This is a genomic window from Citrobacter sp. wls613, from assembly GCF_005281195.1.
Taxonomy (GTDB): Bacteria; Pseudomonadota; Gammaproteobacteria; order Enterobacterales; family Enterobacteriaceae; genus Citrobacter; species Citrobacter gillenii.
In genome coordinates, this window is sequence record NZ_SZXN01000072.1 from 24,375 (window position 1) to 36,387 (window position 12,013).

At 58.1% G+C, this 12,013-nt stretch carries 15 protein-coding genes and 2 pseudogenes; 4 read left to right on the top strand and 13 right to left on the bottom strand.

Features of this window, described 5'->3' with window-relative positions:
* From FDX01_RS23955 to FDX01_RS17970, 12 genes are all read right to left on the bottom strand, one after another.
* Nucleotides 1-262, bottom strand: a 262-nt coding sequence (locus tag FDX01_RS23955) for a cation:proton antiporter (protein ID WP_249361010.1), incomplete at its 3' end; no start/stop codon positions are given.
* 3 nt (nt 263-265) lie between these two features.
* A complete protein-coding gene (gene trx-GI / locus FDX01_RS17925; RefSeq protein WP_000786816.1) occupies nt 266-706 on the bottom strand; it encodes a heat resistance system thioredoxin Trx-GI in 441 nt (146 codons plus the stop codon).
* Nucleotides 696-1,841, bottom strand: a complete 1,146-nt coding sequence (locus FDX01_RS17930; protein ID WP_137400223.1) for a hypothetical protein — start codon at nt 1,839-1,841, stop codon at nt 696-698. Before FDX01_RS17930 ends, trx-GI begins: the two co-directional genes overlap by 11 nt.
* A gap of 79 nt (nt 1,842-1,920) precedes the next feature.
* Nucleotides 1,921-2,532: a heat resistance membrane protein HdeD-GI gene (gene hdeD-GI / locus FDX01_RS17935; protein WP_001090779.1), complete on the bottom strand. Its 612-nt coding sequence runs from the start codon at nt 2,530-2,532 to the stop codon at nt 1,921-1,923.
* Between the two features lie 89 nt (nt 2,533-2,621).
* Nucleotides 2,622-3,509, bottom strand: coding sequence for a heat resistance protein YfdX2 (gene yfdX2 / locus FDX01_RS17940; RefSeq protein WP_016154558.1), 888 nt, complete (start codon nt 3,507-3,509; stop codon nt 2,622-2,624).
* Between the two features lie 102 nt (nt 3,510-3,611).
* A complete protein-coding gene (yfdX1, locus tag FDX01_RS17945; protein ID WP_016154559.1) occupies nt 3,612-4,526 on the bottom strand; it encodes a heat resistance protein YfdX1 in 915 nt (304 codons plus the stop codon).
* A 22-nt stretch (nt 4,527-4,548) separates the two neighbouring features.
* Nucleotides 4,549-5,007, bottom strand: coding sequence for a small heat shock protein sHSP20-GI (gene hsp20-GI, locus FDX01_RS17950; RefSeq protein ID WP_001275372.1), 459 nt, complete (start codon nt 5,005-5,007; stop codon nt 4,549-4,551).
* Between the two features lie 87 nt (nt 5,008-5,094).
* Entirely contained in the window at nt 5,095-5,235 is a 141-nt protein-coding gene (locus FDX01_RS23115; RefSeq protein WP_023326113.1) for a hypothetical protein, read from the bottom strand.
* Nucleotides 5,235-8,084 carry a heat shock survival AAA family ATPase ClpK gene (gene clpK, locus FDX01_RS17955; protein ID WP_016154561.1) on the bottom strand — a complete coding sequence of 950 codons (2,850 nt, stop codon included), beginning with the start codon at nt 8,082-8,084 and terminating at the stop codon, nt 5,235-5,237. The genes FDX01_RS23115 and clpK overlap by 1 nt, the downstream gene beginning before the upstream one ends.
* Nucleotides 8,085-8,189: 105 nt before the next feature.
* A complete protein-coding gene (gene hsp20 / locus FDX01_RS17960) occupies nt 8,190-8,759 on the bottom strand; it encodes a small heat shock protein sHSP20 (RefSeq protein ID WP_000350435.1) in 570 nt (189 codons plus the stop codon).
* A 34-nt stretch (nt 8,760-8,793) separates the two neighbouring features.
* Nucleotides 8,794-9,075 carry a helix-turn-helix domain-containing protein gene (locus FDX01_RS17965; protein WP_000643630.1) on the bottom strand — a complete coding sequence of 94 codons (282 nt, stop codon included), beginning with the start codon at nt 9,073-9,075 and terminating at the stop codon, nt 8,794-8,796.
* A gap of 228 nt (nt 9,076-9,303) precedes the next feature.
* Entirely contained in the window at nt 9,304-9,567 is a 264-nt protein-coding gene (locus FDX01_RS17970; RefSeq protein WP_001295708.1) for a hypothetical protein, read from the bottom strand.
* Between the two features lie 14 nt (nt 9,568-9,581).
* Here FDX01_RS17970 and FDX01_RS17975 point away from each other — a divergent pair, with 14 nt between their 5' ends.
* From FDX01_RS17975 to FDX01_RS23960, 4 genes and pseudogenes are all read left to right on the top strand, one after another.
* Nucleotides 9,582-9,845 carry a transposase gene (locus FDX01_RS17975; RefSeq protein ID WP_001247776.1) on the top strand — a complete coding sequence of 88 codons (264 nt, stop codon included), beginning with the start codon at nt 9,582-9,584 and terminating at the stop codon, nt 9,843-9,845.
* Nucleotides 9,790-9,954, top strand: a pseudogene (locus FDX01_RS17980) (transposase domain-containing protein); the annotation flags it as partial. The gene FDX01_RS17975 and the pseudogene FDX01_RS17980, both read left to right, overlap by 56 nt.
* 217 nt (nt 9,955-10,171) lie before the next feature.
* Complete coding sequence (locus tag FDX01_RS17990) at nt 10,172-11,380, top strand: IS256 family transposase (RefSeq protein WP_016154562.1); 1,209 nt, start codon at nt 10,172-10,174, stop codon at nt 11,378-11,380.
* A gap of 141 nt (nt 11,381-11,521) precedes the next feature.
* Nucleotides 11,522-11,704: pseudogene (locus FDX01_RS23960) on the top strand (hypothetical protein); the annotation flags it as partial.
* A gap of 39 nt (nt 11,705-11,743) precedes the next feature.
* Here FDX01_RS23960 and FDX01_RS18000 read toward each other — a convergent pair.
* The coding region (locus tag FDX01_RS18000) for an EAL domain-containing protein (protein ID WP_137400224.1) at nt 11,744-12,013 on the bottom strand (270 nt) is incomplete at its 5' end.

The window sequence follows — 12,013 nt, forward strand, 5'->3', positions numbered from 1 at the left end:
CCATCAGCACCGTCCTGCGGGCGAGCCAGAAGTCTCCGAGGGAGAATTCCAGTCCGACCATGAACAACAGCAGCGCCACGCCCAGCTCGGACAGAAAGCTCAGCGTCTCCCCCGGCGCGATCACGCCGATGACTGAGGGGCCCAGTACAACGCCGACAGAGAGATACCCCAGCAAGGCGGGCACTCTGAACGCCGCCGTCGCCATCGCCGCCAGGCTGCAAGCCGCCAGCAGGATTAGTGTAGTGCCGAGCAAGCCCTGCATCGGTCAGCGTCCCACTTGCGTCGACGTCCAGCGCACGATGTCCTGCGCGCCCATCACGCCGGCCTGACGGGCGATCTCCCGCCCACCCTGGAACAGGGCGAGCGTCGGGATGCTGCGGATACCGAACTGCGTGGCCAGGTGGGGCTCAGCCTCGGTATTCACCTTCGCCAGCCGGATCCTCGGTTCGAGCTGGTGCGCCGCTTGCTGGAACTGTGGCGCCATCATCTTGCACGGCCCGCACCATGGCGCCCAGAAATCGACCAGCAGCGGCAGATCGCTGCGCTCCACGTGGCGCGAGAACGTCGCCGTGGTCAACTCGATGGGCTCGCCCGTGAACAAGGGCTGCTGGCAGCGGCCACAGTTGGGATGTTCCGATAGCTTCGCAGTCGGTACGCGGTTGATGGACTGGCAATGCGGGCAGACAAGGTGAAGATCATTCTTCATGGTTCGCCTCCTTGGACCACAGTGAGGCTGCCTCGTTTCGGGTCACAGACAATGCCGACCAATCAACGCTTTGGAGCCAATCGTTCCCGTTTTTGCTTACTCCGGCCTCTTCCAGATGAGCAGCGATGAATGCTTCGGCCTGCATGAGCCACCTTCGGACAGCATCTTCCTTACTAGGAATCAGCAGGATTTCAGAGACGCTGCTGGCATTCAGCCCGTCCACACGGATAAGCAGAAAAATGCGCCGCCACAAACGCGGCATGTCCTTCAGCAGGTCAAATGCAAAAGCGAACTCGCTCGACCGATCAATCAGCTCCTCCTGTTCCACGATCGTTGCGACATCGGGATGCTGACTGCCAGCGAAAATATCGGCCAGCTTGAGTGTGTCATCGTGCTGATAAAATTCGAAGATTTCCTCTTCCACCATGGCCTCGGCCACGTCTTGGGCATCCGGTTCGACCGGCGCGTCCAGAGAAACGGATTCGCCAAATTGCCGGCTGCTTGCCACTTCGTTATCCAGGACGGCGAACAGATGCTTCAAAAGACCGGTGTAAGCCTCTTTTTCCCCCGGCACGGATTGCCATTCCACCTTAGCCCGGACAATCGCTTCATCCACCACGTCGCGCAGCGTCGGATAATCGCGCGGTAAATCGCCGACGGCCCGCAGATAAGCCAGCTCACGCCTTGCGACAGCCTCAAGTTTCGACAGTAGAGGCATTCGGGTCACCTCGGCCTCATGGGCGGCTGATGCGGGTTTTGCGGCAATCCGCACCTTGAGCTCGCGCAAGCGCTCGCGTCGTGCTTTGCGCTTGATTTGATCCTGAGCATGCAGTCGGTCAAAATGCTTCTTGGCCTGACGGAACAACGACTGTGCGAGCATCTGCGCGAGGGGCGTCAGCTCGTTATGTGATGCAGTAACGCTGACAATCTTTTTGCCGGGCAGGTGCATATAGCCACTGGCCAGAAATTGCCGCTTGATCTTGTCGCGATCAAGGACGATTTGAAGTCGCGCTGAATCTTTAGTGTGTTTGTCGAGCAATGGCTTGAGGGCGTGCTCGATCACATTTCCCAAAGCTCTCTGCCAAGGTTCATGAAACTCTTTGTCGATAGCTCGATAGCTATATTGTATCTGCATGTATGACTCCTTCGATGTCATTTCTACGGAGGCATGAATCGAGGATGCTCATATCCATAGATTTTGGTTTGGCACGCTCTTACCCCAGGCGCGTTTTGCGAAGACTCCAACTCAAGAACAAAAGCGTGACGCCATAGACTGCCGCATGGAAACCCAACAGCCAGCCTGCGGCCACGAATGACTCGACCGGACGGGTAAAAAATATCCACAAGACGATAGCACCAAGGATAATCGAGAGCAGTCCACTGAGGGCAAGCCAGATTTCACCCTTGATTTCCCGACGCAGCCGAACGGCGGCGGATATCTCCAGCACACCGGTGAAAATCGCCCAGAAGCCCACGCTAGCCCATAAAAAAGAAGCCAAGACTATCGTGGCGACCCAAGGAGCAACCAGGACGACGACGCCCGTAAGTATGCCGACAATGCCGCTGAACAGCAACCAGCCCCAGCGCTCTTTTTTCTGGATATGGCGCACCGCTGCAAACAAGTTGAACGCGCCATTGACCAAGGAAAATGCGCCGAACATGATGGTCATGGCCAACAGAGCCGATTGTGGCATCCAGAACGCGAGGGCTGCAAAAATCAATGCCAAGACACCGCGCAGCACAAAAAGCCACCAATTTTGGCTCAGCGAACACAGTGCTTTGGTGGGGTCATCCGCATTGGAATTGGCGATGGTGTCTGTGTTCATGCAATATCTCCTAAAGATCTATACAAAATAAAAAATCAAACACTCATGGGACAAGAGAGGGGGCGCTATGCGCCCCCTCTCCAGCGGTTTCAGAACAACTTGGACAGTTTTGCCTTGACTTCATCGAGCCAGCCTTTTCCGCAGCCTCCCCCTCCCGTCTTTTCCTTGATTTTCTTGAGTTCAGCGTACAGGGGCTCAAAGTCCTTCCTTTTTCCATAGCCCAGCAGTTCTGCCATTTCCAACTGCTGCCGGGCTTCGTTCAACAATGTCTCCAGGCGCTCATTGGATGCTTCGCTGCGCTGACCATCTTCTACCAGGGGCTCGGCGCGCTTCAGGAGCAGCTTCGCACGCAGGACGGGCAGCGGAAGCACGCTGCGCTCCTCGACCAGCGTGCTGAGCGCTGACTGCAGCGCGGCTTTGGCTTCTTCGATCTTGCCCTGATCGATCAGCGGCACGACTGCCTTCACGGCTGCGGGATAGGACGCCAAAGGGATGTTGGTGACCGTGATCACGATTTCACTGGCCAGCAAAGCCAGCACGTGGCGAGCCTGTTGCACCTCGCCATGTTTGAGGGCATCCAGCGCCTCGTCGGTCATCGCCTCAATGGTTTCCGTGTTGGCGAACAAGTCGTGCACGATGGTGCGCACATCAACGCCGGCCAGGGCGAGCGTGGGTTCGCGCGCGACGATCAGCTCCAGCTTTCCCGTCACTTCGGCCAGCGTTGCCAATGCGCGTGCAGTGTCCTTGCCGTCAAGTGCGGCCAGCGCTGATTTGGTCAGCGACAAGGCCGAGACTGCCTCATCGAGGACTTGTTTACGTTTGTCTGCCGCCTGTGAGTCCGTTTCTTTCTGAACCTCAGGCTGTACCTCCGTGACGACTTCAGGCTTGGACTCTGGACTGACAGGAAGGCTGCTTACCGCGGCCTGTTCGTTTATTCCTTCGTTCGTCGCATTGGGATTCGGTGTTTGCTCATTCATGGTGATATGCCTCGTATGAGATAGTGAAAATAGGCGAATCTATTGGGGCTGAATGCGAACATCGCGAGACTGACCGGCAGAGCAGTCAGCCCCTTCATCACCTCAAAACAGCTTTTGGATGCGCGTCTTCAACTCGTCGAACCATCCCTTGCCGCTTTTGCCACCAGCCGACTTTTGCTCAATGGACTTCACCTGATCGAAGATGGGTTTGAAGTCCGCCTTCTTGCCATAACCCAGGATCTGCGCCATCTCGATCTCCGTGCGCACGGACGACAGCAAGGTGCTGAGCTCCTCGTTCTGCTTGGCATCGCGCCTGTCGGTCTCGGCCAGCTTTTCAGCTTTTGCCATCGCGGCTTCGGCCCGTAGCACGGGCAGAGGAAAGGCGACCGAGGTCACCACCAGCGTGTTCAGTGCTCGGACGAGTTCCGCTTTGGCGTTGTCGATCTCGCCGCTGTCGATGAGCCGTGCGGCCGACTTGATCGCTGCCGGGTACGTTGCCATCGGAAGGTTGTCGGTTTGGATTACGATTTCGCTGGCCAGATTGGCAACGATGGGCCGGGCCTTTTGCACCTCGCCATCACCCAACAACTCCCGAGACAACTTGACCGCTTTCTTTACCGATTCCACGTTGGCGTGGATATCGTGGGTGATGACGCGTACATCGACCGGCGCTAAAGCAAGTTTGGCGTCGCGTGCCAATACCAGTTCCAGCTTTCCGCTGGCCAGTTCCAGCGCAGCAAGCGCCTCCTTGGTCTTCTTTGCATCAAGGAGGGTCAAAGCCTCCTGGGTCTTGGTGAGCGCCGTGATGGCGTCTTGAGTGAGCTCGGCACGCTTTTTATCGGCTTCCCGGGCGGCCTTGTCATCTACCTGTGGCTGTGCCGCCTTGGATGCGGCAGAGGGTGCTGCAGCACCTGGGCTAGAACCTGCCGCCGATTGGGCCAGAGCCGGTCCGCTCAGTCCGACGACGACCGCCAGGGCAAGTGCGGAGAAGGTGTATTGTGGCTGTTTGATATTCATGATCTTGGGCTCTTGGTTGAAGTTAGTTGACTGAGATTTCAATCTGTTTCGGTTTGGCTTGCTCGGCCTTGACAAGCCGCACTTCCAGCACGCCGTCTTTCATGGAAGCCGTCACCTTGGTCGGATCAACGTTGTCAGGCAAGACAAAGCTGCGCACAAAGCGGCCATACGCACGTTCGATGCGGTGGAACTTCTTGCCCTGCTCCTCTTTTTCCAGTTTGCGCTCGCCGCTGATGGTGAGCACACCGTTTTCCGCGCTGACGCGCACGGCATCCTTGGGGACCTCCGGCAGATCCAGCTTGAGGAGGAATGCGTTCTCATCCTCGCTGATGTCCGCCATTGGTGCCCAGTCCGCCGTGGTCATGGCTTCGTTGCCGGTACGGGCGCCCTGTCGCTGGGGTATTCGTCCGAACATCGTCGCCAGGCGGTTTTGCAATTCATCCAGTTCTCGGAAGGGGTCCCACGGAGTCAATGCAGACATATCGGTTCTCCTTGAACAATGCCGACGAATTGGATGACGCACTGAACAGAGCCGTCGGTTTACTCTGAATGGCACCTACTACTGTTTTCAGTACCGAACAAGTCCTTGAGTCAATTGACGGATATCGCTTTCGTCGAGCGTTTCCCGCGCCAGCAGCTCGCGCGCACAGCGCTCCAGCACCGCGCGGTTGATGTCGAGAATCCGGTAGGCGTGCTCGAACACGCCCATCACGATGCGTCGCTCGCCGACTTCTTCTTGCGCGAGCCTTTGCCAGCGTCGCCGTGCGGCGTCTCGGTCGCCTTCGCGACATCCGGCTGCTCCGGCTCGGCCGGGGTCTGCGGTAGCTCTTTGCGTTCGAACACCACGCGTTCGGCCTTGTCGTCCCAGCGTGCGCTGGCGTGATCGCCCTTGCCGATGCTGCCACCGAGCATCTCGCGCGCCAGCGCAGTTTCCAGCTCGCTGCGGATCAGGCGCTTGAGTTCACGCGCACCGAACTCGGGTTTGTAGCCTTCTTCCGCGAAATGGTCGATCAGCGTCTGATCGAAAGTGAGCGTCACGCCCTGGCTGGCGGCGCTGCGCGCCACGCGATCGAGCTGCAGGCCGACGATGTGGCGGATCTCCTCCTTGCCCAGCGCATGGAAGACGATGATCTCGTCGATGCGGTTGAGGAACTCGGGCCGGAAGTGGCCGCGCAGCACGTCCATGACCTCGGCCTTGGTCTTTTCGTACTCCTCGTCGGCCGCCCCACGCGCCTTCAGCCGTCGCTGGATGATGTCCGAACCCAGGTTGGACGTGGCGATGATGATGGTGTTGGTGAAATCCACCACCCGGCCCTTGCCGTCGGTGAGGCGACCGTCGTCGAACACTTGCAGCAGGATGTTGTAGACGTCAGGGTGTGCCTTCTCGATCTCGTCGAGCAGCAGCACGCTGTAGGGCTTGCGCCGCACCTTCTCGGTGAGCTGACCGCCTTCGTCGTAACCGACATAGCCCGGAGGCGCGCCCACCAGCCGCGCCACGGTATGGCGTTCGCCATATTCCGACATGTCGATGCGCAACAGGGCGTGCTCATCGCCGTAGATCGATTCGGCCAATGCCTTGGCGAGCTCGGTCTTGCCCACCCCGGTCGGGCCCAGAAACAGGAAGGTAGCCACCGGTTTGCTGCCTTCGCGCAGGCCGGCGCGGGACAGCCGCACGGCATCGGCCACGGCACGGACCGCCTCGTCTTGTCCCACCAGGCGCTCGTGCAGCCGTTGTTCCAAGTGCAGCAGCTTTTCGCGCTCTTCCACCGTCAACTCGTTGACCGGGATGCCGGTCAGGCGCGAGACGATCTGCGCCACGTGTTCCGCCTTGACCTCGGCACTGCCGGAGGCCCGCTCCCGCTCCCAGTTCTCGACGAGCTTCTTGAGCTCGGCCTCCTTGGCTTCGATGCGCTTGCCGAGCTCGGCGGCCTGGTCGTACTGCTTGCGCGCGGCCACGTAATCCTGTTCACGCCGCAGCTGGTGCAGTTCGGACTCCAGCTCCTGCACGGCCACCGGCCGGGCCGTGGCCGACAGCTTGACGCGCGCGGCCGCCTGGTCGAGCAGGTCGATCGCCTTGTCCGGCAGGAAGCGCGCCGTGATGTAGCGGTCGGACAACTCGGCCGCCGCGATGATCGCGTCCTCGGAGATGCTGACCTTGTGGTGCGCCTCGAAGGTGTCGCGCAGGCCGCGCAGAATCATGATGGCCTGGGCCACCGTCGGCTCGGGCACCGTCACCGGCTGGAAGCGCCGCTCCAGTGCGGCATCCTTCTCGATGTATTTCTGGTACTCGTTCAGCGTCGTGGCGCCGATTAGGTTGAGTTCACCGCGCGCCATCATCGGTTTGAACACGTTGGCCACGTCCAGCCCGCCTTCGCCACCGCCCTGGCCGGCACCGACGATGGTGTGCACCTCGTCGATGAACAAAATCAGCTCGCCCTGGTGCTCGGTCACCTCCTTCAGCACCTTCTGCACGCGCTCCTCGAACTCGCCGCGATATTTGGCGCCGGCCACCATGGCGTTGATGTTGAGTTCCACCAGGCGCTTGTCGCGCAAGGTCTCGGGCACTTCACCCGCCACCATGCGCTGCGCCAGCCCTTCGACGATGGCGGTCTTGCCCACACCCGGCTCGCCGATCAGCACCGGGTTGTTCTTCTTGCGCCGGGCCAGCACCTCGATGGTGGTTTCGATCTCCTGCGCGCGGCCGATCACCGGGTCGAGCTTGCCGTCGCGCGCCATCTTGGTCAGGTCGCGCGAGTACTTGTCGAGTTCTGGCGTGTTGGTCGGCGTCTCTGCGCGTCCATCCTCGGCGCCCTTGCCGACCACCTTGCTGACCTGTTGGCGCAGCGCCTGCGGCGTCAGGCCGTAGCGGCGCAGCAGGTTGGCGGCCAGCCCTTCGCCTTCCTCGGCCAGACCGATCAGGAAATGCTCTGGACCGACATAAGAATGGCCGAGTTCATTGGAGGCCACGAAGGCGCGGCTGAGCGCATCCTTCACGCGCGGCGACACGCCGATCTCGCCCTCGAAGGGCTTGTCCCCGCGCTTGGCCTCAGACTCGATCTGCCGCTTGAGGTCATCGACCTTGATCTTGAACTGACCCAGGATGGTCTTGACCACGTCGCTGTCGGCCAGCGCCAGCAGCAGATGTTCGGTATCCACCTCGGAGCGGCCAAATTCGGCAGCGTGTTTGGCGGCCTCCTGCAACAAGGCTTCCGACTGTTCGCTGATGCGGCTGGCCAGCCCACTGCCGCGACGGCGCGGTGCACCCGAACCTGCGGCGGCGGGCTCGCCAAACGAGGCATCGACCACGTCATCGGTATCGGCGGCAACTGGCGTCGCGTCGTCGCCGATGCGGAAGAAGTCACTGCCGAGGAAGTCCTCGAACAGGCCGCTGCGCGAACCGAACAAGGCTTCCAGCGGCGAAACGGTGCGCTTTTGCTGGCGCACTAATTGCCGGTAATGGTCGTCGCACAACAGCATGGTGCTGTGACGACCGTTGAGATTGGCTTCCACCCGCACGGTGGCGGGTTGGCCGCAGACCTGGCATTGTTTTCTGGCCATGCTGATGCTCCTTAGAAGGTTGAAAAGGTTGAGGCGACGAGGCATCGCGAGCCGCGACACCTCGTCTCGGGCCGGGTTTTTCTTGTGACGAACGAGCCGGCGACGTCAGCCGTTGATCGGGATCGAGCGTCCCTGCTTCGGCGCACTGACCTCGCGCTTGTCGATCGTGACCGTGAGCACCCCGTTCTTGAACGATGCCTTGATCGAATCCTGGTTGGCGTCGTCAGGCAGGTTCAAGGCACGCTGAAAGCTGCCGTAGGAGCGCTCCACACGGTGGAAGCCACCTTCCTTCTTCTCCTGTTCCTGGCGCTTCTCGCCACGCACCATCAGCACGTCGTTGTCGAGGGTGATCTGGATGTCCTTCTCCTCGACACCGGGCACTTCCAGGGCAATCTTGTACTGCTTGTCGGTTTCCTGGATGTCCAGGGCCGGCTTCAGCATGCCCGACCAATCGGATGGCCACTGCGGCATGTTCAACGCCGGAAAACCGAAGCCCCGGAATGCGTCATCGAACAGCCGGTCGATTTCCCGATGCAGTTGCAGGATCGGGCTGACTGGCCCGCTCGCCGCTGGCAGGTCATTGCGCTGCACCGGCAGGGAAGAGGCGGTCTGCTGCTCTTGCTGCTCGTTCTTGAACCAGTTCCAGGGAGCCAACTTCTTGAAATCGATGTCCATGTCATACCTCCAGAAAAATTGGAAAACGAGTTACTCAAGCCCTTTGCCTGCTGCGACGGGCAGTGCGCCCAGGCGACACGGGCTGCTCGGATGACTTCTGCTGTTCACGCTTGCGCATCACCTCCTTCTTTGCTCCGGCTCGGGTCTGATCATTGATGCACTGATCGATTTCACTTTGACGAAGCCGCCACGTCCCGCCCACCTTGAAAGCCGGAATTTCCCCGTGTGCGGCGAGTCGATAAAGCGTCCGCTTGCCGACTTTCAAGTACGCAGCCAATTCATCGAGCGTGAAAATCACCTGTAGGTGCGCTTTCATCTCACCCTCTCCAATCGCGTCGCTTTGCGGTTCCGGCCAAGGAAATCCTTGCAATACTTTGTAATACTAGACCTACTATGAAAAACTTCAGGAGTCAAGAGTCAATGTGCAGCGTTCTCCCGCCCCATTGATGCAGGTCAACTGCTCAGGCAAGGCACAGGGGGGCGGCCTGATCAGGCAATGGACAGCGCCTGGCTCCTCAGCCTGCGTGTGCCACAGGCGCCTCGATCAAACACCGATCCTCACGTTGTAGCCGAGTGCCCGCAGCCCCTTGCTTGTCTGCATGTTCCTTGGCGGAAACTCGTCTGGGCGCGCCCAGACGACGATTTCCCCGAGGCTGCTCAGGCCAACGTGCGGAATTGCCCAGTCGTCGCTGCGGATCGCGTTCCAGAGTCGGGCCGAAACACTTCCGTTGCCCCAGACAACGTAGTTCAACAGTATCCGTCCGGCCAACACACCTTCCCGACACCGCCGCCGAAGGCCATGGCCCATCAAGCGGATTTTCCATGCGCCCTCAGCGCCGTACCTACAGCAAATCTTTCAAGGCCCAGGTCATTCAGGAGTGTTCTGAACCCGGTGCCTCCATCGCAAACATCGCCTTGGGCTACAGCCTCAATGCCAACCTCGTCCACAAATGGATTCGCCTGCTTACCCAGAAAACCACGGCTATCCAGCCAGCGTTCATCCCGTTGCCTTCTCAAATGCTCGGCGCGGGTTCGCATGCTCAAGCGCGCTGCTGCGATCATGAGTTTGATCCAGTCGGCCCGTAATAATGGGCACGATCCGTATGCCTATCTCAAGGATGTGCTGAGACGGTTGCCGACGCAGCGAGCTAGTGAGATTGCAGAGCTGCTGCCGCATAGGTGGCATCCGGCATAGTCGCGCAAGATGGTTTGCCCGCATGCTTACGTTCAACAGCTCAAGCACCGTCCGCCCTTCGCGGGATCGTTGCCGCCAGAGCCACACGCCGAACTTTTCCACCTTGTCGTCGCCGGCCTGCGGTCAGTCAGGCAAGCCCAGGTGCGAGCCTGTACATATATTTGTGTAATTGCCTGATTTTGATATGTTCAATTCAACATCAAATGAAGGTTAAATTATGGACGACAAACAATTGCAGGCTCTGGCTAACGAACTGGCCAAAAATCTCAAAACCCCTGAAGATCTCAGTCAGTTCGATCGCCTGCTCAAGAAAATCAGTGTTGAGGCTGCTCTCAACGCTGAACTGACTCACCATCTGGGACATGATAAAAATCAGCCCAAATCGGGAACCAACTCCCGTAATGGCTATTCCACGAAAACCGTCACCACTACCGACGGGCCGATGGAATTACGTACTCCACGTGATCGTGATGGTTCCTTCGAACCACAACTGGTGAAGAAAAATCAGACCCGCATTACCGGCATGGACAACCAGATCCTGGCGCTGTATGCCAGAGGGATGACTACCCGCGAAATTACCTCAGTCTTCAAAGAAATGTACGATGCAGACGTCTCTCCGGCGCTGATATCGAAAGTCACCGATGCCGCAATCGACCAGGTTGTAGAATGGCAAAACCGTCCTCTGGATGCGATTTATCCCATTGTTTATCTTGAATGTATTGTCCTGAAAGTACGGCAGGACAGCCGGGTTATCAACAGAGCGGTGTTCCTGGCTCTGGGTATTAACCTTGATGGTCAGAAAGAGCTGCCAGGTATGTGGCTGGCCGAAAATGAAGGTGCAAAGTTCTGGCTGAATGTACTGACGGAACTGAAAAATCGCGGGCTGAACGATATCCTTATCGCCTGTGTGGACGGCCTGAAAGGCTTCCCGGAAGCGATTAATGCCGTCTACCCGGAGACGCAGATCCAGTTGTGCATAGTACACATGGCACGCAACAGCCTGCGGTTCTTGGCGTGGAAAGACTATAAAGCGGTAACCCGTGACCTGAAACAGGTTTACCGCGCAGCCACGGAAGAAGGCGCGTTGCAGGCGCTGGATGCGTTCGGGAAGGAATGGGATGCACGGTACCCGCAGATAAGTCGCAGCTGGCGGGCAAACTGGCCGAATGTTGCCACCTTCTTCGTGTATTCGGAGGCGATCCGCAAGGTTATCTACACCACTAACGCAATCGAATCGCTGAATAGCGTCATCAGACATGCGATAAAGAAACGGAAAGTGTTCCCGATAGATGAATCGGTGAAAAAAGTGATGAGGCTGGCTATCCAGTCAGCCTCACAGAAATGGACGATGCCACTTCAGGACTGGCGGATAGCCATGAGTCGCTTTATTATCGAGTTCGGTGACCGCCTTGACGGTCACTTCTGAGAAAGGCATTTACACAGAATGGTAAACAGGCTCATTCATACAGGGACAGCGGTAGAACAATACAGCCTGAATGGTGATTCTCTGCAAGCGGGAGCGCTTCGTGATTCTGCTACATCATCCCTAACCAGTACCAATAGTGCGCCATCGTACAACCTTTCACCTGTATTCAATCTAAATCTTGAAGCGTCTGTTCCGCTCATTATCGCCAGCGATAGCTCAAGATTGAGTGATTACATTGATTTCCAGGCGAGAGCCTCACAAGCCAGTTTTACACAGTCGCTAACCTTGTCAGCCTTGAGCGGTCAGAGCAGCACAGGCGGGTGATACATCAAAGGGGCGTAAGCCCCTTTGATGGTTTCAACACTAAAGCAATGAATCCACATTTTTAAAAGGGACAGATTTAAAAAGATACCCCTGTAATCCCCAAATCCCCACCTCACGCAGTAACCCCATATGTTCTCTATTCTCAATCCCTTCAATAATAATTTTGTCGCAGTGTTTTTGAATGGAAGCAATCAGCGGGTACAAGGTTGGATTCTGCACCTGCTCATTAAAGAAGCAGCGATCTACCTTTACAACCTCAAAGTATCCTTCCATCAAACTAAGGAAGGTGCGAACAAGTTCCTGATATGA